General features: G+C 64.6%; 29 protein-coding genes and 1 pseudogene. 28 read left to right on the forward strand and 2 right to left on the reverse strand.

All coding sequences use genetic code 11. The features are described from left to right. Positions 1-5: 5 nt before the first annotated feature. The 22 genes from rplV to rplQ all read left to right on the forward strand — a co-directional run bounded on the left by rplV (position 6) and on the right by rplQ (position 10,623). The gene (gene rplV / locus ACS8YF_RS11865) at positions 6-338 is read left to right on the forward strand and encodes a 50S ribosomal protein L22 (RefSeq protein ID WP_440850418.1); all 333 of its coding nucleotides are present in this window, start codon (positions 6-8) and stop codon (positions 336-338) included. A 26-nt stretch (positions 339-364) separates the two neighbouring features. Further along, positions 365-1,042, forward strand: a complete 678-nt coding sequence (gene rpsC, locus ACS8YF_RS11870; RefSeq protein WP_440850419.1) for a 30S ribosomal protein S3 — start codon at positions 365-367, stop codon at positions 1,040-1,042. A gap of 6 nt (positions 1,043-1,048) precedes the next feature. Further along, entirely contained in the window at positions 1,049-1,462 is a 414-nt protein-coding gene (gene rplP / locus ACS8YF_RS11875) for a 50S ribosomal protein L16 (protein WP_109992523.1), read from the forward strand. A gap of 8 nt (positions 1,463-1,470) precedes the next feature. Continuing rightward, the gene (gene rpmC / locus ACS8YF_RS11880; RefSeq protein WP_440850420.1) at positions 1,471-1,665 is read left to right on the forward strand and encodes a 50S ribosomal protein L29; all 195 of its coding nucleotides are present in this window, start codon (positions 1,471-1,473) and stop codon (positions 1,663-1,665) included. Between the two features lie 5 nt (positions 1,666-1,670). After that, positions 1,671-1,970: a 30S ribosomal protein S17 gene (gene rpsQ / locus ACS8YF_RS11885; protein ID WP_109992521.1), complete on the forward strand. Its 300-nt coding sequence runs from the start codon at positions 1,671-1,673 to the stop codon at positions 1,968-1,970. Positions 1,971-1,978: 8 nt separating this feature from the next. Continuing rightward, complete coding sequence (gene rplN, locus ACS8YF_RS11890; protein WP_109992520.1) at positions 1,979-2,344, forward strand: 50S ribosomal protein L14; 366 nt, start codon at positions 1,979-1,981, stop codon at positions 2,342-2,344. Continuing rightward, entirely contained in the window at positions 2,341-2,673 is a 333-nt protein-coding gene (rplX, locus tag ACS8YF_RS11895; protein ID WP_440850421.1) for a 50S ribosomal protein L24, read from the forward strand. The genes rplN and rplX overlap by 4 nt, the downstream gene beginning before the upstream one ends. A gap of 7 nt (positions 2,674-2,680) precedes the next feature. After that, positions 2,681-3,244 carry a 50S ribosomal protein L5 gene (gene rplE, locus ACS8YF_RS11900; RefSeq protein WP_440850422.1) on the forward strand — a complete coding sequence of 188 codons (564 nt, stop codon included), beginning with the start codon at positions 2,681-2,683 and terminating at the stop codon, positions 3,242-3,244. 2 nt (positions 3,245-3,246) lie between these two features. Continuing rightward, positions 3,247-3,552: a 30S ribosomal protein S14 gene (rpsN, locus tag ACS8YF_RS11905; RefSeq protein WP_440850423.1), complete on the forward strand. Its 306-nt coding sequence runs from the start codon at positions 3,247-3,249 to the stop codon at positions 3,550-3,552. A 26-nt stretch (positions 3,553-3,578) separates the two neighbouring features. Beyond that, complete coding sequence (gene rpsH, locus ACS8YF_RS11910; RefSeq protein WP_440850424.1) at positions 3,579-3,974, forward strand: 30S ribosomal protein S8; 396 nt, start codon at positions 3,579-3,581, stop codon at positions 3,972-3,974. A gap of 24 nt (positions 3,975-3,998) precedes the next feature. After that, positions 3,999-4,529, forward strand: a complete 531-nt coding sequence (gene rplF / locus ACS8YF_RS11915; protein WP_440850425.1) for a 50S ribosomal protein L6 — start codon at positions 3,999-4,001, stop codon at positions 4,527-4,529. A 36-nt stretch (positions 4,530-4,565) separates the two neighbouring features. Beyond that, positions 4,566-4,925, forward strand: a complete 360-nt coding sequence (gene rplR / locus ACS8YF_RS11920) for a 50S ribosomal protein L18 (RefSeq protein ID WP_440850426.1) — start codon at positions 4,566-4,568, stop codon at positions 4,923-4,925. Positions 4,926-4,937: 12 nt separating this feature from the next. Next, entirely contained in the window at positions 4,938-5,447 is a 510-nt protein-coding gene (gene rpsE / locus ACS8YF_RS11925; protein WP_037341324.1) for a 30S ribosomal protein S5, read from the forward strand. Between the two features lie 11 nt (positions 5,448-5,458). After that, positions 5,459-5,644 (forward strand): 50S ribosomal protein L30, encoded by a 186-nt coding sequence (rpmD, locus tag ACS8YF_RS11930; protein ID WP_440850427.1) that lies wholly within the window; start codon positions 5,459-5,461, stop codon positions 5,642-5,644. Beyond that, the gene (gene rplO, locus ACS8YF_RS11935; RefSeq protein WP_440850428.1) at positions 5,645-6,073 is read left to right on the forward strand and encodes a 50S ribosomal protein L15; all 429 of its coding nucleotides are present in this window, start codon (positions 5,645-5,647) and stop codon (positions 6,071-6,073) included. Positions 6,074-6,075: 2 nt separating this feature from the next. Continuing rightward, positions 6,076-7,419: a preprotein translocase subunit SecY gene (gene secY / locus ACS8YF_RS11940; RefSeq protein WP_440850429.1), complete on the forward strand. Its 1,344-nt coding sequence runs from the start codon at positions 6,076-6,078 to the stop codon at positions 7,417-7,419. Positions 7,420-7,478: 59 nt separating this feature from the next. Beyond that, positions 7,479-7,595 (forward strand): 50S ribosomal protein L36, encoded by a 117-nt coding sequence (rpmJ, locus tag ACS8YF_RS11945; protein WP_006913650.1) that lies wholly within the window; start codon positions 7,479-7,481, stop codon positions 7,593-7,595. 118 nt (positions 7,596-7,713) lie between these two features. Further along, the gene (gene rpsM / locus ACS8YF_RS11950) at positions 7,714-8,070 is read left to right on the forward strand and encodes a 30S ribosomal protein S13 (protein ID WP_037341317.1); all 357 of its coding nucleotides are present in this window, start codon (positions 7,714-7,716) and stop codon (positions 8,068-8,070) included. 38 nt (positions 8,071-8,108) lie between these two features. Further along, on the forward strand, positions 8,109-8,510 hold the full coding sequence (gene rpsK / locus ACS8YF_RS11955; protein ID WP_424818802.1) for a 30S ribosomal protein S11: 402 nt from the start codon (positions 8,109-8,111) through the stop codon (positions 8,508-8,510). Positions 8,511-8,537: 27 nt separating this feature from the next. Then, entirely contained in the window at positions 8,538-9,161 is a 624-nt protein-coding gene (gene rpsD / locus ACS8YF_RS11960) for a 30S ribosomal protein S4 (protein WP_440850430.1), read from the forward strand. Positions 9,162-9,200: 39 nt separating this feature from the next. Next, entirely contained in the window at positions 9,201-10,187 is a 987-nt protein-coding gene (locus tag ACS8YF_RS11965; protein ID WP_440850431.1) for a DNA-directed RNA polymerase subunit alpha, read from the forward strand. A gap of 52 nt (positions 10,188-10,239) precedes the next feature. Further along, positions 10,240-10,623, forward strand: coding sequence for a 50S ribosomal protein L17 (gene rplQ / locus ACS8YF_RS11970; RefSeq protein ID WP_440850432.1), 384 nt, complete (start codon positions 10,240-10,242; stop codon positions 10,621-10,623). 386 nt (positions 10,624-11,009) lie between these two features. Here the strand turns inward: rplQ and ACS8YF_RS11975 are convergent, their stop codons facing one another. After that, positions 11,010-14,039, reverse strand: a complete 3,030-nt coding sequence (locus ACS8YF_RS11975; protein WP_440850433.1) for a DUF748 domain-containing protein — start codon at positions 14,037-14,039, stop codon at positions 11,010-11,012. A gap of 71 nt (positions 14,040-14,110) precedes the next feature. Here ACS8YF_RS11975 and ACS8YF_RS11980 point away from each other — a divergent pair, with 71 nt between their 5' ends. Next, positions 14,111-14,977 (forward strand): NAD(P)-dependent oxidoreductase, encoded by an 867-nt coding sequence (locus ACS8YF_RS11980; protein WP_440850434.1) that lies wholly within the window; start codon positions 14,111-14,113, stop codon positions 14,975-14,977. Between the two features lie 261 nt (positions 14,978-15,238). On the opposite strand, the gene argH is transcribed toward ACS8YF_RS11980, so the two are convergent. Then, on the reverse strand, positions 15,239-16,630 hold the full coding sequence (argH, locus tag ACS8YF_RS11985; protein ID WP_440850435.1) for an argininosuccinate lyase: 1,392 nt from the start codon (positions 16,628-16,630) through the stop codon (positions 15,239-15,241). An 87-nt stretch (positions 16,631-16,717) separates the two neighbouring features. Here argH and ACS8YF_RS11990 point away from each other — a divergent pair, with 87 nt between their 5' ends. The 5 genes and pseudogenes from ACS8YF_RS11990 to ACS8YF_RS12010 all read left to right on the forward strand — a co-directional run. Beyond that, positions 16,718-17,773: a sensor histidine kinase gene (locus ACS8YF_RS11990; RefSeq protein WP_440850436.1), complete on the forward strand. Its 1,056-nt coding sequence runs from the start codon at positions 16,718-16,720 to the stop codon at positions 17,771-17,773. Positions 17,774-17,778: 5 nt separating this feature from the next. Beyond that, entirely contained in the window at positions 17,779-18,501 is a 723-nt protein-coding gene (locus ACS8YF_RS11995; RefSeq protein ID WP_440850437.1) for a LytR/AlgR family response regulator transcription factor, read from the forward strand. A gap of 63 nt (positions 18,502-18,564) precedes the next feature. Beyond that, positions 18,565-19,485, forward strand: coding sequence for a hydroxymethylbilane synthase (hemC, locus tag ACS8YF_RS12000; protein ID WP_440850438.1), 921 nt, complete (start codon positions 18,565-18,567; stop codon positions 19,483-19,485). Between the two features lie 16 nt (positions 19,486-19,501). Further along, a complete protein-coding gene (locus tag ACS8YF_RS12005) occupies positions 19,502-20,272 on the forward strand; it encodes a uroporphyrinogen-III synthase (RefSeq protein ID WP_440850439.1) in 771 nt (256 codons plus the stop codon). Between the two features lie 33 nt (positions 20,273-20,305). After that, positions 20,306-20,733: pseudogene (locus ACS8YF_RS12010) on the forward strand (hypothetical protein); the annotation flags it as partial.

A 20,733-nucleotide genomic window follows, 5' to 3' on the forward strand; every position in this document is an offset into this window, starting at 1 on the left:
TCGAGATGGAATCTGTCGCAAAATTGCGGTTCGCGCGTATCTCGCCGCAGAAGGCCCGCCTGGTCGCCGACGAAGTCCGCGGCATGCCGGTTGAGCGGGCGCTCGAAGTGCTTGAGTTCTCGACCAAGAAGGCGGCGCGGATCGTGCACAAGGTGCTCGAGTCGGCGCTTGCCAATGCCGAGCACAACGAGGGTGCGGATATCGACGAGCTCAGGATCGCGACCATCATGGTCGACGAGGGGCCGACGATGAAGCGGATGAAGCCGCGTGCCCGCGGCAGCGCCGATCGCATCCTGAAGCGGACGAGTCACGTCACCATTCGAGTGGCCGACCGCTAGGCGGTCCAACGACAGCGGATAAAGATATGGGTCATAAAGTACATCCCGTCGGTTTCCGGCTCGGCATCACCACCGAGTGGAGCTCGCGCTGGTACGCCGAGGGTCAGGGTTACGCCGATGCGCTGAACACCGATCTGGCGGTGCGCGAATTCATTCGCGAAAAGCTGTCGCATGCGTCGGTCAGTCGTATTCAGATCGACCGTCCGGCCCGTTCGGCTCGCATCACGATTCACACCGCACGGCCGGGTATCGTGATCGGCAAGAAGGGCGAGGACATCGACAAGCTGCGGTCCGAGGTGGCGGCACGCATGGGTGTGCCGGTGCATCTGTCGGTCGAGGAGATTCGGCGTCCGGAGCTGGATGCCTATCTCGTCGCGCAGAATATCGCGCAGCAGCTCGAGCGCCGCATCATGTTTCGCCGCGCCATGAAGCGTGCGGTGGGCAACGCCATGCGCCTGGGCGCCGGCGGTATCCGCGTGAACGTCGCGGGGCGCCTGAACGGCGCCGAGATTGCGCGTACCGAATGGTACCGCGACGGCCGTGTGCCGCTGCATACGCTGCGTGCCGACATCGACTACGGCCTGGCGGAAGCCAAGACGACCTACGGTGTCATCGGCGTCAAGGTCTGGATCTTCAAGGGCGAGGTGTTCGACACCGAGCCTAAAGTCGAAGAAAGCGCCGAGTCCGGCGCTGCAGCGGGGTAAGGCGTTATGTTGCAACCCAAGCGAGTCAAGTTCCGCAAGGTGCAGAAAGGTCGCAACCGCGGCCTGGCGCAGCGCGGCAACGAAGTCAGCTTCGGCGAGTTCGGCCTCAAGGCCGTGGAGCGCGGTCGGCTGACGGCGCGGCAGATCGAGGCCGCACGTCGTGCCATGACGCGCTACATCAAGCGTGGCGGCAAGACCTGGATCCGCGTGTTCCCGGACAAGCCGGTAACCAAGAAGCCCATCGAAGTGCGTATGGGCAAGGGCAAGGGCAACGTCGAGTTCTGGGTCGCCAAGGTCCAGCCCGGCTCCATGCTCTACGAGATGGAAGGCGTTTCGCGTGAAGTGGCGCAGGAAGCGTTCCGGCTGGCCGCTTCCAAGTTGCCGGTCAAGACCGTGTTCGTCGAACGCAAGGTGATGTAGAGGCGATCATGAAAGCGACAGATCTGAGACAGAAATCGGCCGACGAGCTGAACGAGGAGCTGGTGGCGCTGCGGCGCGAGCAGTTCAACCTGCGCATGCAGCAGGGCAGCGGTCAGCTGGCGGCGACGCATCAGTTCGGACGTATCCGGCGCGATATCGCCCGTATCAAGACCGTGCTCAACGAAGCACGCAATCAGGGTTAACTCCGATGAGCGATACCAACACGCAACCCGAAGCAGGCGAAAAGCGCCAGCGCGCACTCGTGGGCCGCGTGGTCAGCAACGCGATGGACAAGACCATCGTGGTGTCGATCGAGCGGCGCATGCAGCATCCGCTGTATGGCAAGTACGTCAAGCGCAGCACGCGACTCAAGGCACACGACGCAGACAATGTCTGCAATGTGGGCGACTGGGTCGAGATTCGTGAGGGTCGCCCGATCTCTCGTCACAAATCGTGGTCGCTCAGCCGTGTCGTAGACAAGGCTGGCGAGTTCGATACTGCAGGATAGCCAAGGTCATGATTCAGACAGAATCGGAACTCAGCGCAGCCGACAACAGCGGTGCCCGTCGCGTCCAGTGCATCAAGGTACTGGGCGGTTCGCACCGGCGTTATGCTCGTGTCGGCGACATCATCAAGATCACGGTCAAGGATGCCATTCCGCGCGGTCGTGTGAAGAAAGGCGATGTGATGAACGCGGTCGTGGTGCGCACCAAGCGTGGCGTGCGTCGTGTGGATGGCTCGGTCATCCGCTTCGACAGCAACGCCGCCGTGCTGCTCAACGCCAACAACGAGCCGGTCGGGACCCGTATCTTCGGCCCGGTGACTCGTGAACTGCGTGCCAAGTTCATGCGCATCATTTCGCTTGCGCCGGAGGTGCTATGAGCTCCAGCAAAATCCGTAAAGGCGACGAAGTCATGGTGGTGGCCGGCAAGGACCGGGGCCGCCGCGGCACCGTCACACGTGTGCTCGACAACGGCAAGGTCTTGGTGGAAGGCTTGAACATGGTCAAAAAACATGTCAAGCCCGACCCCAACCAGGGTGTACAGGGTGGCATCGAGGAAAAGGAGATGCCGCTGCACGTGTCGAACGTGATGCTGTACAACCCGCAGACCGAAAAGGGCGAGCGTGTTGGTTTCAAATGGCTGGGTGAAGGTGAAGACCGACGCAAGGTGCGCGTCTTCAAGTCCTCCGGCGAAGTAGTGGACGCGTAGGCGAGTCATGGAAAACGCAGAACAGACAATCGCGCCGCGGTTGAAGGCCGTTTACAGGGATCGCATTGTCGGCGAGCTGGTCGAGAAGTTCGACTACAGCAGCCGCATGGCGGCGCCCCGGATTGCCAAGATCACGCTGAACATGGGCGTGGGCGAAGCGGTGTCGGATCGCAAGGTGATCGAGGCCGCGATGGGCGACATGGAAAAGATCGCCGGGCAGAAGCCGGTGATGACCCGTGCCCGCAAGTCGGTCGCCGGATTCAAGATCCGCGAAGGCTGGCCGATCGGCTGCAAGGTCACGCTCCGCCGCGCCCGGATGTATGAATTCCTGGACCGCCTGGTCAACGTGACGTTGCCGCGTATCCGCGATTTTCGCGGCCTCAATCCGCGCTCCTTCGACGGGCGGGGCAATTACAGCCTCGGCCTCAAGGAGCAGATCGTGTTTCCCGAGATCGATTACGATCGCGTGGATGCGTTGCGCGGCATGGATATCGTGATCTCGACCACCGCGTCGAGCGATGAAGAGGGGCGGGCCCTGCTTGAAGGGTTCAACTTCCCCTTCCGGAGATAATTATGGCGAAGAAAAGCATGATTGCGCGTGATGAAAAGCGCATGAAGATCGTAGCCAAGTACGCGGCCAAGCGTCAGGCGATCAAGGCCCGGATCGAAGATCCGCAGGCCACGCCTGAAGAGCGTTATGCCGCTGCCCAGGAATTGCAGGCGTTGCCGCGCGATGCGAGCCCGACCCGGGTTACGCGCCGTTGTCGAGTGACCGGGCGCCCGAAGGGTGTCTATCGCAAGTTCGGTCTGTCCCGTAACAAGCTGCGCGAAGCTGCGATGCGGGGCGAAGTGCCCGGCCTCGTGCTCTCGTCCTGGTAGTTCACAGTTAATAGGTATCGGTACGCATGAGTATGACTGACCCCATCGCCGACATGCTGACCCGTATTCGTAACGGGCAGTCGGCGGACAAGGAAAGCGTTGAAATGCCCTCCTCGAAGCTCAAGCTCGCGATTGCGAAGGTGCTCGAGGATGAAGGCTACATCAGTGGCTATGAAACGGCCGAGGTCGAGGGCAAGCCGCGTTTGCGGATTGGCCTGAAGTACTTCCAGGGCCACGGCGTGATCGAGTATATCGAGCGCGCCTCGAAACCCGGGCTGCGTCTTTACTGCAACAAGAACGATGTGCCCGAGGTCGTGGGTGGCTTGGGTATTTCGATCATCTCGACGTCGCAGGGCGTGATGTCCGACCGGGCGGCCCGCGCGGCCGGCCACGGCGGCGAAGTCCTCTGCTACGTATCGTAAGCCGGTCAGGCGAGGAGCAATAAGATGTCGAGAGTAGCCAAAGCGCCGGTTAATATTCCCAGCGGCGTCGAGTGTGTCGTCAATGGGCGCGATATCACGGTCAAGGGCAAGGGCGGCGAACTGGCGTTCCGCCTGCCGCTTGGCGTGGATCTGGAAGTTTCGGATGGCGTGGCACGAGCCCAGGCTACCGGTCGCCAGCCGAACATGGCCATGGCCGGCACGGTGCGGGCGACGGTTGCCAACATGGTCCACGGCGTGACCGAGGGCTTCGAGCGCAAACTGCAGCTTGAAGGCGTCGGTTATCGCGCCCAGGCCCAGGGCGGCAAGGTGAATCTGTCGCTGGGCCTGTCCCACCCGGTGGTCTACGAAGTGCCCGAGGGCGTGACGGTGGAAACGCCGAGCGCGACCGAGATCGTACTCAAGGGGGCCGATAAGCAGGTCGTGGGTCAGGCCGCGGCCGAGATTCGCGCCTGGCGTCCGCCCGAGCCGTACAAGGGCAAGGGCATTCGCTATGCGGGCGAACGAATCATCCGCAAAGACGCCAAGAAGAAGTAGCGCGTTTTCGCCTACAGCAACGGATTCAGGATCGTTATGCACAAGAAAACGGTTTCTCGTCTGCGGCGTGCGCGCCGGGCCCGGATGCACATGCGCAAGCTGGGCGCGCACCGCCTGTCGGTGCATCGCACGCCGCAGCACATTTATGCACAGATCGTCTCGCCGGACGGCGGCCGGACGCTGGTGTCGGCCTCGACGCTCGACAAGGATCTGCGGGGCGAAGTCGCGGGTCATCGCGGCAACAAGTCGGCCGCCGAACTGGTCGGTCGCACGATCGCCGAACGCGCCAAGGCCGCGGGCATCCAGGAGGTCGCCTTCGATCGCTCGGGCTTTGCCTATCACGGTCGCATCAAGGCGCTGGCCGATGCCGCGCGTGAAAGCGGCCTGCAGTTCTAACGGATACGAGATATGGCAACACGTAACGAACAACGCACCGAAGGCGACCTGCTCGAAAAGCTCGTCACTGTCAATCGCGTGGCCAAGGTGGTCAAGGGCGGCCGTCAGTTCGGCTTTACCGCGCTGACCGTGGTCGGCGACGGCGAGGGTCGCGTCGGCTATGGCTATGGCAAGGCGCGTGAAGTGCCGCTGGCCATCGCCAAGGCGATGGAGGCCGCGCGCAAGAGCATGGTGCGCGTGCAGATCAAGGAAGGCTCCACGCTGCAGCACGCCATTGTCGGCGAGCACGGTTCGAGCAAGGTGATCATGCGCCCGGCCTCGGAAGGTACCGGTGTGATTGCGGGCGGCGGCATGCGCGCGGTGTTCGAGGTTGCGGGCGTGAACAACGTACTGTGCAAGAGCTACGGCTCGCGTAATCCGATCAACCTGGTGCGGGCGACCATCAACGGTTTGCGCAACATGCATGATCCGGAATTCATTGCGGCCAAGCGCGGCAAGTCCGTCGAAGACATTACGGCGTAAACGAGGCGGTCATGGCAGACAAGCGGATCAAAGTTACGCTGATCAAGAGCCCCATCGGCCGCATTGCGCGACATCGCGCCTGCGTACGGGGCCTGGGTCTGCGTCGTGTGAATCACTCGGTCGAAGTGACCGATACCCCGGAAAATCGCGGCATGATCAACAAGGTTGCTGACATGCTTGCGGTCGAGGAGGCTTAAATGAAGCTCAACGACCTGCATTACACTGAGGGTTCCCGTCCGGACGCCAAGCGCGTTGGCCGCGGGGCCGGTTCGGATCTCGGCAAGACCGCGGGTCGCGGTCACAAGGGCCAGCATTCGCGCAGCGGCGGTTATACGAAGGTCGGCTTCGAAGGCGGCCAGATGCCGCTGCAGCGCCGTATTCCCAAGCGTGGCTTTCACGCGACCGGCTCGGGTGTGGTTGAAGTCCGTCTGGACAGTCTGAACAAGTTGAGCGGCGAGATTGACCTGGCTGCGCTCAAGGCGGCCCGTCTTGTGCCGCGCCAGGCGCGGGGTGCCAAGATCATCGCTTCCGGTGAGCTGTCCTCGGCGGTGACGCTGAAGGGTGTGGCGGCGACAGCCGGCGCCCGTCAGGCGATCGAATCGGCGGGCGGTTCGGTCACCGCATAGACATGGCCAAGCGTCCCAACAACGCAGGCGGCGGCATGATGCCCAACGCCGGTAATCTCACCGAGATCCGGCAGCGGCTGTTATTCCTGCTCGGCGCGCTGATCGTGTTCCGTATCGGGAGCTTCATTCCGGTGCCCGGTATCGATCCGGCGGAGTTGGCCCGGTTGTTCCAGCAGCAATCGGGAACGATTCTCGACGTCGGTGTCATGTTCACCGGTGGTGCGTTGAAGCGCTTGTCGATCTTCGCTCTGGGCGTGATGCCTTATATCTCGGCGTCGATCATCTTCCAGCTCCTAACGGCCACCGTGCCGTCGCTCAAGGAGCTCAAGAAGGAGGGCGAATCGGGCCGGCGCAAGATCACGCAGTACACGCGCTACGGCACCGTGGTACTGGCCGGCTTCCAGTCGGTCGGCACCGGCGTGGCGTTGTGGAACCAGGGCATCGCCCTGAACGGGGTGAGTGAGTTCAGTTTCATCTTCACCACGGCGATCACGCTGACGACCGGCGCCCTGTTCCTGATGTGGCTCGGCGAGCAGGTCACCGAACGCGGCATCGGCAACGGCATTTCGATGTTGATCTTTTCGGCGATCGTGGCCGGACTGCCGTCGGCGATCGGCGGTACGCTGGATCTGGTACGGACCGGCGAGCTCAGTTTTTTCTTCGTCGTGGCGTTGTTCGTCGGTGCGCTGGCGGTGCTGGCGTTCGTGGTGTTCGTCGAGCGTGCACAACGGCGGATTCCAGTGCATCACGCGCAGCGCCAGAGCGGTCGGCGGATGTATTCCGCCCAGACACAGCATCTGCCGTTGAAACTGAATATGGCCGGCGTCATCCCGCCGATCTTCGCCTCCAGCATCATTCTGTTCCCGGCGACGATCATTCGCTTTCTGGGTCAGGGCGGGAGTGTGGCGAACTGGGTGTCGAATGCGATCGCGCCGGGGCAGCCGCTGTATGTGCTGTTCTATTCGGGGATGATCATCTTCTTCTGCTTCTTCTATACCGCGTTGGTGTTCGACTCGCGCGAGACAGCGGATAACCTGAAGAAGTCCGGTGCATTCATCCCGGGGGTTCGGCCCGGTATTCAGACGGCCAACTACATCGATACGGTGCTGACGCGGCTGACGGTCGCCGGCGCGGTCTATGTGACGCTGGTCTGCCTGCTGCCGGAGTTGCTGATCCTCAAGTACAACGTGCCGTTCTATTTCGGCGGCACGTCGCTTCTGATCATCGTTGTGGTGGTCATGGATTTCATGGCGCAGTTGCAGGCTCATCTGATGTCCCATCAGTACGAGGGCCTGATGCGCAAGAACAATCTAAAGGCGGGCGGCCGGGCCGGCATGCTGCGATAGCAGCGTGTCGCCCGCTGTTCGGCGGTCATGGTGACGTGAGTCACGTGTAGAGGGACGAGATGAAAGTTAGAGCATCGGTCAAAAAGATTTGCCGCAACTGCAAGGTCATTCGCCGCAATGGCGCGGTGATGGTGATTTGCTCGACGGATCCCCGGCATAAGCAGCGCCAGGGCTGATTCGCTTCGGCGGTATTGTCAAAGTCAGTTTTTAAGGATATGATGGCGGGCTTTTCCGGCGTCGTTCGCGCCTTTTGAAGCGAACACGTCCGCACCCGCGAGCTGGGAGTTCAATCAAATGGCGCGAATCGCTGGAGTCAATCTCCCGATCAACAAGCATGCAGCCATTGCGCTGACGTCGCTTTACGGCGTGGGTCATACCCGCGCTCGTGAGATCTGCAAGGAGGCCGGTGTAGCCACCGACACCAAGATCAAGGATCTCACGGAAGGCGAAGTCGAGGCGCTGCGTGCGCAGGTGCAGCAGTACACGATCGAAGGTGACCTTCGTCGCGAGGTGTCGATGAACATCAAGCGGCTGATGGACCTCGGCTGCTACCGCGGCATGCGTCACCGTCGCGGGCTGCCGGTGCGCGGTCAGCGCACGAAGACCAATTCGCGGACTCGCAAGGGCCCGCGTCGTCCGATTCGTCGATAAGCGCCGTTTCCGCGCGAGATCACAGGTAGATAGACATTATGGCGACAGCATCCACCTCGAACAGCCGCAGCCGCAAGGCGCGCGCGCGTCGGAACGTTACCGATGGTATCGCGTTCGTGTATGCCACGTTCAACAACACCATCATCACGATTTCCGATCGACAGGGCAACGTCTTGTCGTGGTGCACTTCCGGCACCTGCGGATTCAAAGGCTCGCGCAAGAGTACGCCGTTCGCCGCGCAGGTTGCGGCGGAGCGTGCCGGCGAGGGCGCGTCGCAGTACGGCGTCAAGAATCTCGAGGTTCGCGTGAAGGGCCCGGGCCCGGGGCGTGAAGCCGCGGTGCGCTCGCTCAATGCGTCGGGCTTCAAGGTGACGAGCATCATCGACGTGACCCCGATTCCGCATAACGGCTGTCGTCCGCCCAAGAAGCGCCGCGTCTAGCGCGCTTCGCGACATAGGTAAATAATCATGGCGAAATACACCGGTCCCAAGTGTAAGCTTTCGCGTCGCGCCGGCACCGATCTGTTGCTGAAGGGCCGCGGCCGTTCGCTTGAAGGCAAGTGCAAGATCGACACGCTTCCGGGTGCCCAGGGCACCGCGCGTCGTCAGCGTCTGTCCGACTATGCGCTGCAGCTGCGCGAGAAGCAGAAGCTGCGGCATATGTACGGGGTGCTGGAGAAGCAGTTCCGCAACTACTACAAGAAAGCAGCCAGCCAGAAGGGCGCCACCGGCGTGCTGCTGCTGCAGCTGCTGGAGTCGCGTCTGGACAACGTCGTCTATCGGATGGGGTTTGCGGCGACGCGCGCCGAAGCGCGTCAGCTGGTGAATCATAAGGCCGTGGCGGTCAATGATTACCCGGTCAACATCCCGTCGTACCAGGTCCGGGAAGGCGATGTGATCGCCATCCGCAACAAGGCCAAGCAGCAGAACCGGATCATCGAGGCGGTTCAGGTTGCTTCGCAGATCGGACTCGCGGACTGGGTGGAAGTCGACGAGAAGGGCCTGAAGGGCACGTACAAGTCGGTGCCGGATCGTGATCAGGTATTGCCTGACATCAACGAGAATCTGGTCGTCGAGCTCTACTCCAAGTAATCAAGGCCGCGCTGCATTCGCAGCCAGAGGTATTTGCATATGCAGTCCAACGATTTGCTGAAGCCGCGCCTGGTCGAGGTGGAGCGTGTGAGCGAGCGGCGTGCCAAGATCTCGCTCGAGCCGCTCGAGCGTGGTTACGGGCATACCCTGGGCAACGCCATTCGTCGCATTCTGCTGTCGTCGATTCCGGGCGCTGCCATCACCGAGGTCAGCATCGACGGCGTGCTACACGAGTACACCACCGTCGACGGCATGCAGGAAGACGTTATCGACGTCCTGCTGAACCTGAAGAACGTCGCCGTGCGCATGCACGAGCGTGACGAGGCCGAGTTGCACCTGCACAAGTCGGGTGAGGGCGCGGTGACCGCGGGCGACATCGTCACGGATCACGATGTGGAGATCGTCAACCCCGACCTCGTGATCGCGCATCTGACCAGCGGTGAGTTGCGCATGAGCATGAAGGTGCGCAAGGGCCGCGGTTATCACGCCGCGCAAAGCAAGGCGGAGCCGGGCGAAGAGGACACCGGGGCCAGCGAGATCGGCGGCCTGCGTCTCGACGCTTCGTTCTCGCCGATCCGCCGAGTCAGTTATTCGGTCGACCGCGCGCGCGTCGAGCAGCGCACCGACCTCGACAAGTTGATTCTCGATATCGAGACCAATGGCAGCGTGGAGCCGCAGGACGCCGTGCGGACGGCGGCTGCCACGCTCTATGATCAGCTGTCGGTGTTCGTGGACCTGGAAGCCCGCGAGGAGGCGTCGCGCCAGGGTGATTCCAGTGCCATCGATCCGACGCTGCTCAAGCCGATCGAGGATCTGGAACTGACTGTTCGCTCGACCAACTGCCTGAAGGCGGAAGACATACACTATGTGGGCGATCTGGTTCAGCGTACCGAAACCGAGCTGATGCGCACGCCAAATCTGGGCAAGAAATCGCTGACCGAAATCAGCGAAGTGCTGGCCGAGCATGGTCTGAAGCTGGGTATGACGGTCGAGAACTGGCCGCCGGCCGAACTCGAGAAAGCCTAAACGCACCGGAATCATGGAAAGCCGGTCGTCCCTTCGCTAAGGAATCATCGTTATGCGTCATCGCAAAAGCGGCAGCAATCTAGGGCGTGAGTCCTCGCATCGCGCTGCCATGCTCAAGAATATGTCCTCCTCGCTTTTCAAGGAGGAACTGATCCGGACCACGTTGCCGCGCGCCAAGGAGTTGCGCCGCATCGCGGAGCCGTTGATCACGCTGTCCAAGACCGATAGCGTTCACAATCGCCGTATCGCCTTCTCGCGCCTGCGTGACAAGGAAGCGGTCGGCAAGTTGTTCGGTGAACTCGGCACGCGATACGCCGATCGCCCGGGCGGGTATCTGCGCATCCTCAAGTGTGGCTATCGTCCCGGCGACAATGCGCCGATGGCGTTCGTCGAACTGGTTGATCGTCCCGCGGTCGCGGATGACGACGACGAGTGATCGGCTGCGGGTAAGCGCCTGAGTCGCTGCAAGCCGGCCCCTCCAGGGCCGGTTTTTTTTTGGGGCGGGCATTTGTCGCGGGGACGACAGGCAATGCCGGTCGCGGCCCGTCCGCGAGCGTGCCGGCGCGGCCGTTGCGGTTGGCATGTGGCATGCGTGACGATCGTCGCGGGGCCGGTGGCGCACGGCGTGACGCCGGAGCACGGACGCCGCCTCCGCCCGGTGCGAATACGCACGCCAGGTCCCGGACAGTGGCGCGTCTTCTTGCCGACAGGGGCGGGGGCAGCGGGTGGGCATCGACGGGGCCCACGACGTGCGTGCCGTGCAGTCGGCGTCCATCGGTATGGATTCGGGGGATGAATGCGTCGGGGACAATAGAAGCAGCGTTAATGCTTGTCGAGCGAAAACTTCACGGCGGGCCTGGCTTGATTGCTGTCGGCCACTGACGGGTCGCCCGCGATGATGCGGGCCGGGTTGACGTTGCGGGCCGCCAGATAGTCCTTGACCGCACTCTGGCGTCGCCGCGCGAGCTGTTCCAGCCGGGTATGCCGCGCGGCGGGCGTGCCATGGAGCTTCAGGGCCTTGGCGTCCGCCGGTACCGCCTGGCCGGCGATGTGCAGCGTCCAGCCGGGGTGGCTGCGCATGGCCTTGGCGATGAGCGCCAGATAGGTGCGGTCCGCCGGCCGGACGTAGTGCTTGCCCGTGGCGAAGAGGGCGGGGCGGTCCTCGACCGAGCGGAACAGGTTGAGAAAGCTGTTCTTGGCGTTGTTGAGCAGCCCGAGCGGTGAATAGTTCGACAGCAGGGCGGTGCGCAGACCCGCCAGGACGGCCTCGCGGATCAGGTTGTTGAGCGAGAAGTACGGGGTGGTGACGTCGCCGAGGATCTTGGTGCGGAAATGGATGATGTCGTTGTGCCCGCGGAGCAGCTTGAGCGCGGTGTTCATGGAAATGCCGTACGCGATATCGGTTTCCGTGGTCGCGCTGTTGGCGAGGCGGAAATTGGTCAAGGTGGTATCGAGAACACCGTTGAGCTGACCCTTGGTGGCGGACAGGTTGAGCGTGCCATCCGCGACGCCGTTGGCGATCCGGCGCCCCATGGCCGCGTCGAGATAACCCGACAGTGGCGCAAGCGCGAGGGAGCGCAGCCAGGCGTTCAGATCCATGCGGATGCCGTGGGGCGCAAACGGTGCGATCTTGCCGCGGCTGTCGAAGTGACCGTAGGCGCCGACATCGAGCCCGAGGGTATAGCGGGCGTCCTGGTTCGGTTTGGCCGTGTCGAGGTTGTCGAGGGTGAAATCCAGCTTTGAGCCGGTCACGTGAACGGCCGGCGTGGTCGTCTTGTCGACGAAGGCGATGGCCGGGCCCGACAGATGCAGATGATCCACGGCGTAGGTCGCACCGGCCGCGCCGGAACCGGACGCCGCGCCCGGGCTCGAGGCTTTCGCATGCGGTTTCGACGCCTGCTTCGACGCGGCGCCGGTATGGCCCGAACTCGCGGTCATACTGCCCACGAATTGGCTGATGACGCCGATACCACGCTTGTCGTGCCGTACATGGATGTTGGTGCCGCCCAGCACGAGATCATGGACGCGGTAATGCTGCAGGTCCTGTAGGGCAAACTGTTTCGCCTGCATCGACACGGCCCGTATGGCCGCGCCGTCGCCGTGGCTGTCGCCGAGCATGCGGATCCCGCTCGCCTTCAGATCGGCCACGTGGATGGCGTCGAGGCTGTCGATGGCGATGCCGCTGGCATTCGCTTGCAACAGCTTGATCCAGGGCGCATTGATGGCGGTATCGACCGCTTCGAGCTTGTGGCTGTGCGCGTCCCCCGACAGCGTCAGCCGCAGCGCCCGGCCGCTGGCGTCGGGTTGCTCGGCGTACTGGCCGTCGAAGCCGAACTGTGTGGCCAATATCCGGATCGGGGCGCCCGGTATGCTCAGGTGTACGTTGCGGGCCTCCAGCTGGCCTTTTGCACGGCGCGAGAACAGCTGGGCGCTGTGCAGGGCGACCTTGCCCTGCCAGGCCACATGGTCGGCGGTGACGTGGCTCGTTTTCGGCACGTCGAACACGAGCTGGTTGCTGGTGAGGTGGCCGTCGGTCTGGATATGCGTGCCGTTGCCGGCCAGGCGGGTGGTGGTCTTGCCGTTCCAGTTGAGCGTGGCGCTGTTCAGATCGACTGTGGCCGGCACCGTCAATCCCATGCCGGTGGCCGTGAAGCCGCCATCGGTGTCGACCCGGGTCTCGTCCGGGGTGAGCGTGAGGTTCAAGTCGCCGGTGAGATGCTCGGCGGCGCTGGAGAGTTTGAGCCAGTTGCCGGAGACCAGATGGGTATCCTGCGCGGTCAATTTGCCGTGGCTCGTGACCCGGGTCGCGCGCTGGCCCAGTGTCGCCTCTGCCTTGCCATTCCACGATGCGCTCTTCTGGCGGAAGTCGAGCTGGCTTGCGCGTTTGGCGACCACGTTGGCAAGCGCCACCTTGCCATCGGCGTGGATATGTCCGGGCTGGCCGTGGCCGCGCCCGAGTGTGGCCTGTTCGTCACCCTGCCAGGACAGACTGTCGCCCCGGACATCGGTGCCGTCGGTGGTGGCCAGATGGGCGTTGTGCCATGCGCTTCGGCCCTTGACGCCGAGCGTCAATCGGCCGTCGGCGGCATACGTCATCGATAACTGTTGATCCGCGTCGAGACGACCGTCGAGCGCCGTGACATAGCCCAGCCGAGCCACCGGCATGAACGCCTGCATCGGGAAGTGGGATGCCTTGAGCGTGAAGTTCGCGCGCCGCGTAGCGCCCAGCGGGCGCAAGTGGCCGTGCAGGTCGAGTCGGCCGTCGGCCGCCCGTAGCTGTATGGATGCGGCCGTGGTCTGTTGCGGCTGCCAGGTGGCGACGGGGCCGATGTGCAGGCCGTGGACCACCAGTGTCTGATCGACCGCCGGGTGGTCGGCATGCGTCGGCGCGCGATAGCGCAGGGTGACCTGATCGACCGCGACTTCGCCGACGCCGAATCCCCAGTTGTGCTGCCCGCCGCCCGCACTGTGCACCGGGATCGGTACGCCGGCGATCGTGGGTTGTTGTCTGGCGTTGCGGCCGGCATCGATGTGCGCATCGGCGAGCCGAATATAAGACAGATCGATGTGATGATCGGTCAACGGCCAGTAATCGATATTGACCGCGAAATGGCCGATGCGGAAGCGGCGATTGTCCGGGCCGTGGCCGCTGACATCGTCGAGACTGATCTGGCCGGTGAAGATATCGGCGTGCACGTGGCCGACATCGGCCGTGATGCCTTCGGCTTTCAGATAATGCTGGAGCGCGTATCGCACGACGAAAGGCGGGGCGATGATCAAGGCGGCCGCGATCATTACGATCAGCGCGCCGGTTGCGATCAGCGCCCATCGCGCGCCACGTCTGACTGCCATGTGTTCGTCGGTTTGGGCCCTCGGTTTCAAAAGCTTATCATCGATCGGAAACCACGCATGGAATCGAAGTCATGAACAGTGCATTTCTGGGGCTCGGCGGCATGGGCCACGGCATGGCCGCCAATCTTCACGCGGCCGGTCTGCTGACGGCCGTCTATAACCGCACCACCCGCCGGGCCGAGGATTTCGCCGGCGAACACGATGTGAAAGTCGTCACCGACCCGGCCGAGGCCGCCGCTCACGCCGAGGCGATCGTGATCTGTGTCTCGGCGGATGACGATGTGCTGGCCATGGTCGATGCCCTGACCGGCGCGCTGACCGAGCGGCATGTCGTGATCGATTGCTCGACGGTGGCCAGCGATACTGCCCGGGAAGCGGCCCGACGCGTCGGCGAAGCCGGGGCGGCGTTCGTCGACGCCCCCGTCTCCGGCGGCACGGAAGGGGCCAAGAACGGCACGCTGTCGATCATGGTCGGCGCCGACGACGCGGTGTTCGAACGCGTCAGGCCCGTGCTCGAAGCCATGGGCTCGGGCATCACCCTGATGGGGCCGATCGGCTCCGGCCAGGCGACCAAGGCGGTCAACCAGATCATGGTGGCCGGCATCAACCAGGCGGTGTGCGAGGCCATGCGCTTTGCCGCCGCCATGGAACTGCCGCTGGACAAGGTGGTCGACGTGGTCGGCTCGGGCGCGGCCGGCAACTGGTTCGTCAACCATCGCGGCAAGACCATGGTGCGCGACGTCTTCGACCCCGGCTTCAAGCTCAAGCATCACCACAAGGACCTCGGCATCTGCCTGCACATGGCAGGCTTGAAGCACGGCAAACTACCGCTGTCGGCCAAGACGCGCGAGGAATACGAACAGCTCATGGCCGACGGCCATGGCGACGAGGATATCTCCGCGCTCTACCGCGCCCGGGCGGATCTGTTCGAGCAATAGAACCCGGTCCGCGGGAAAGCCGTCCGCAAATGAACGCCAATAAACGCAAATAAGACAGAAAATTGTTTTTGATTTGCGTTTATTTCGCGTTCATTTGCGGACCAGTCTTGCCAGAACGCCCTGAGGATATCTCCGCGCTCTACCGTGCGCGCTTGGGTCTGTTCGGCAAGTCAGCGCCGTTCCGTGAGGGCGGGGTAGCGCGGTCCGAAAAGCAGTTTGTCCGGGATCTGCGGACGGTTTTTCTGAAACCTTCTCCGCGATTCAGCTTTGCAGCTTTTGGCGCGCCCGCGCCGCGGCGGCGCGTACCTGGTCGGGCGCGGTGCCGCCGATATGGTTGCGGGCGGCCACCGAGCCTTCCAGCGTCAGCACCTCGTAGACGTCTCCGCCGATCGCTTCGGAATACTCGCGCAGGGTGGCCAGTTCCAGTTCGGCCAGGTCGCGGCCTTCGCGGATGGCACGCGAGACACAGTTGCCCACGATCTCGTGGGCATCGCGGAAGGCGACGCCGGCCCGCACCAGGTAATCCGCCAGATCGGTGGCGGTAGCGAAACCGCGGCGCGCGGCTTCCCGGCATTGTTCGCGCTTGACCGCGATATGCGGGGCCATATCGGCGAACAGGGCCAGGCACGCGCCGACGGTGTCGGCGGTGTCGAACATCGGGATCTTGTCTTCCTGATTGTCGCGGTTGTAGGCCAGCGGCTGGCCTTTCATGAGTGTGAGCAGGGCGGTGAGATGGCCCTGTACGCGGGCGGTCTTGCCGCGGGTGAGCTCGGCCACGTCGGGATTTTTCTTCTGCGGCATGATCGAGGACCCGGTGCAGTAGCGATCGGGCAGTTCGACGAAATCGAAGGCCGGGCTCATCCACAGGATCAGTTCCTCGGAAAAACGCGACAGATGCATCATGATCGTCGCCGACGCCGAGACGAATTCAATGGCGAAATCGCGATCGGATACCGCGTCCAGCGAGTTATCGATGACGCCGTCGAAGCCGAGTTCGTTGGCCACCATCTCGCGGTCGATGGGAAAGGTGGTGCCGGCCAGCGCGGCGGCGCCCAGCGGCAGCACGTTGGCACGGGCGCGGATCTGGGCCAGCCGCTCGGCGTCGCGCGCCAGCATCGCCTGCCAGGCCAGCATGTGGTGGCCGAAAGTCACCGGCTGGGCCACCTGCATGTGGGTAAAGCCCGGCATGATGGTATCGGCCTCGCGTTCGGCGAGTTCGACCAGCCCGGCGCGCAGCCGGTTGACTTCGCCGAGCAGCGCATCGAGCGTGTCGCGCAGCCACAGGCGCACGTCGGTGGCCACCTGATCGTTGCGCGAACGCGCGGTGTGCAGCTTCTTGCCCAGCGCGCCGATATCCGCGGTCAGCCGTGCCTCGATGTTCATGTGCACATCTTCGAGCGCGGCGTCCCAGGGGAATTCACCGGCGCTGATACGGGCCTCGATGGCTTTCAGGCCGGCCTCGATCGCGCCGAATTCATCGGTGGTGAGCACGCCGATGGCCGCCAGCATGCGGGCATGCGCGATCGATCCCGCGATGTCGTAGGGCGCCAGCCGCGTCTCGAACGAGATCGATTCGGTGAACGCGGCCACCCGGGCATCCGGGCCCTCGGCGAAACGGCCGCCCCAGGTCTGATGGCTCGATTGCGTGCTCATCGGTGCATCCATTGCGTGCGCAGTGGGCGCGAGTATAGCAATGCGCCGGCTTGACGCCGTGGCCCGGGTATTCAAAAACTGTAGGCGATGCCCGAGTCCGAATCGCCGACCGCCATACTGCCCGACTTCTGTACCGGCGCGCGCGTGCTCCGTGTGCTTCTGGTGTGTGAGGCGGTGGCGATCGTGCTGGCGCTGGGCGGCTCGATGTCCGGCGATCTATGGCGGCGGCTGTTTCTGTTGTCGGTTTATCTTCAATGGATCGGCGTTTGCAGCGCGGCGGCACTGTGTCTGATACGCCGCTACGCGCAGGGGCGGGATACGCGCATCGTGGTGGCCCTGTCATACATCAGCCTGCTGTTGGTGACCCTGGCGGTCACTGAAATCGTGTTCGCGGCCGGGCGGTTCACCGGGTTCGGGTTATTGATCGAGCACAGTGGCCAGGGGGCGTTCGTGCTGCGCAGCATGGGCGTCTGCGCGGTGGTCGCGGCACTGGGGCTGCGTTATTTCTGGTTGCGCGCGTCCTGGGCGGCGCACGCCGAGGCCGAGCTGCGCGCCCGGCTGGAAGCGCTCCAGGCCCGTATCGAGCCGCACTTCCTGTTCAACACGCTCAACAGCGTCGCCGCACTGATCGCGTCTCGGCCGGCCGAGGCGGAAATCGCGCTCGAGGATCTGGCGACGTTGCTGCGGGCCCGCCTGAACGCCGAAAGTCCGGCCGCGATCCGGCTCGCCGACGAAATGCGTCTCATCGATGCCTACGTCCGCATCGAGAAACTGCGCCTGGGCGACCGGTTGGCGATGGACGTCGATCTGTCGCCGGCCGCAAGGGAGGCGCGGCTGCCGTCGCTGTGCCTGCAGCCGCTGGTGGAAAACGCCATCGGCCACGGCGTGGCGCGCTTGGCCGACGGCGGGACGGTCCGGGTCCGCGCCTGGGTGGAGGCCGGGGCGCTGTGCGCCGAGGTGCGCAACCCGGTGGCGGCGAGCGCCGGACGTGCGCCGGGACATCGCCAGGCGTTGTCGAATATCCGGCGTCGACTGGCACTGGTTTACGATGGGCAGGCCGGGCTCGATTTCATGCATGACGACACGTGGTTCACGGTTAGGCTTGTACTACCCCAACAAGAGCGAGAAGACGCGCTGAAATGAATGTCATGATCGTCGACGACGAGCCGCTCGCACGCGAGCGGCTGCGCCGCATGATCGAGACCTTTCCCGGCCATGCCGTGATCGGCGAGGCCTCGGAGGGCCGGTCGGCCATCCAGCGCGTGTCCGAATTGGCGCCGGACGCCGTGCTGCTGGACGTGCACATGCCGGGTATCGATGGCCTGCAGGTGGCGCGCGAACTGGCCGACACCGATCTGCCGCCGGCGGTGATCTTCATCACGGCGCACAGCGAGCATGCGTTGTCGGCGCACAACAGTCAGGCCGACGGCTACCTGCTCAAGCCGGTGCGGCGCGATGATCTGGCGGCCGCACTCGCCCGGGCGCGTCAGCCGAGCCGGGCGCAGTACAGCGCGCTCGCTGGCCAGCCGGACGGCCGCGGCCCGATGGGCTATGTGAGCGCACGCACCCGCGATGGCATCGAGCGCGTGGCGATTCGCGACATTCTGTATTTCTGGGCCGACCGGAAATACACCTCGGTGTTTCATATGCACGGCGAACTGCTGATCGAACAGTCGCTGGCCACCCTGGAACAATCGCTGGCGGACAACTTCATGCGGGTCCACCGCAAGGCGCTGGTCGCCCGTGCCCACGTCACCGGACTCAAATACAATAGTGACGGCAGTGCCTGTCTGACCCTGCGCCACATCGACGCCACGGTGCCGGTGTCCCGGCGCCGCCTGGCCGAGGTCCGGGCCCTGCTCGAATCCTGATTCATTCGCGGCGGTCCTTTGCTGCCGATCGCCGAGAAAACGACCACCCGCGAGCCTTTGTTCATGCCCAAGACCCTGCGTATCGCCACCCGCCAGTCCGAACTCGCACTGTGGCAGGCCCGTCATGTGCAGTCGCGCCTGGCGATCGCCCTGCCCGACACCGACGTCGAACTGCTGCCGATCCGGACCGAGGGCGATCGCGTTACCGACCGGCCGTTGTCGGCCATCGGCGGTAAAGGATTGTTTCTCAAGGAACTCGAAGCCGCGATGACGAATGGCGAAGCCGATCTGGCAGTGCATTCGATGAAGGACGTGCCGGCCGAACTGCCGCCCGGATTCGCGCTGCCGGTGGTGCTGGCGCCGGCGAGCCCGCTCGATGCGTTCGTATCCAACACCTACGACACCCCACAAGCCATGCCGGCCGGCGCGGTCGTGGGTACGTCCAGCCTGCGTCGCGCCGCGATGATCAAGCATCTGCGCCCGGATCTGGAGATCCGGAACCTGCGCGGCAATGTGCAGACCCGTCTGGCCAAGCTGGATGCCGGCGAATACGACGCCATCCTGCTGGCCTGTGCCGGGCTGGAGCGGCTGGAACTGGCCGCGCGCATCCGCTGCGAGCTAAGCCCCGAGCAGAGCCTGCCGGCGATCGGCCAGGGCGTGCTCGGCATCGAGATCCGTGCCGCCGATGACGACACCGCCGCCGCCATCGCCGCGCTCGACGACGAATACACCCATGTGCGCATCGACGCCGAGCGCGCGGTCAACAGTCGGCTGGAGGGCAGCTGTCATCTGCCGATCGCGGCGCACGCCACGCACGACGGCGTCATCTTGCGCCTGCGGGCCTGTGTCGGGCGCCCGGACGGCACGCAGATGGTACGCGACGAACTCAGCGGGCCGGTCGACGAGGCCACGGCGCTCGGGCATGCACTGGCCGAACGCCTGCTGGCCGCCGGCGCCGACCGCATCCTCGCGGCTCTCGGCTGAGCCGCACGCGATTCGCATGTCGCCCCCTGATCTGTCCGGTGCCACGGTCTGGCTGACGCGGCCGATCGCGCAGGCCGGGGCATGGCGCGCCGCTTTCGAAGCGGCTGGCGCGAATGTGCTGGTGGAGCCATTGCTGGTCATCGAGCCGCCGCCCGATGCTGCGGTGGCCGCGGCCGCGCTCGACCGGGCGGAAGCCGCCGATATCGTGATCGCGACTTCGGCCAACGCGGTGGCGGGCGCGGCCCGTCTGCGCCCGTACTGGGCGCCCCGGGGCACGCTTGTGGCCGTCGGCGCGGCGAGCGCCGAGGCGCTGTCGCGTTATACCGGCGTCGCCGTGGCCAGGCCCGGGCGTGCCGATTCGGAAGGGTTGCTGGCGTTGCCGCGACTGCGCCGGGTGGCCGGGCGGCGCGTCGCACTGCTCTCGGGCCAGGGTGGGCGGGCGGCGCTGGCCGATGCCCTGATCGCGCGTGGCGCGCAACTCGACAAGATTGCACTGTATCGCCGCGCGCCCGCGGCGATCGGCGATGCGCGGCTGCGGCAATTGCTGTCGGCGGATGCCGTGATCGTGACCAGCGCCGAGGCCTGGCGGCATCTGGCCACCCTCGCCAGCGGTGCCAAACGCGCCCGGCTGGCGCATCTGCGGTTGGTGGCGGCCAGCCAGCGTGTGGTACAACAAGCCGGCTGCGACGTTGATGATTGGTCGGTGGAACCGGTGGTCATCGAACGCATGGATGCGGCGGGCGCAGTGGCTGCGCTGGACCGCATCTGGCCGGTCCGTGGACAATGACGGTAACCGACACCGGGGGATAGCCGCTACCTTATGACTCAAGACAAGCGCGACAAGAACGACGCCGACCGAGCCCAGTCCTCGGCCAAGCCCGAAGACAACAGCCAATCGAGCGGCAGCAAGCCGTCGAAGGCCGGCCCGAACACGGCGTCGGCGGCCGGCGACAGGCCGGCAACCGACCACAAGGCGGCGCCGGGCGATGGCGGCCGGGGCCAATCGGCGGCCGGGTCGGGCGCTTCCGGTGGCGAGTCGAACAAATCGGGCGGCCAGGCCGCGTCCGGGCAGAAAAGCGCTTCGAGCCCCGGTGCCGAAACCCGGGCCGCGGCCGGCGCCTCGGCGAGTGCGAAGCCGTCCGACGGTGCCCGGGAAACGGCCAGGACCGGCGGCGACTCGCGTCAGGACGCCGACCGCGGCAAGGCCAGGTCCACGTCCGCCGGAAGCACGGCCACCGCCGGCTCGGG

The organism is Salinisphaera sp. SWV1 (genome assembly GCF_052044155.1).
In the GTDB taxonomy this organism is placed as follows: Bacteria; Pseudomonadota; Gammaproteobacteria; order Nevskiales; family Salinisphaeraceae; genus Salinisphaera.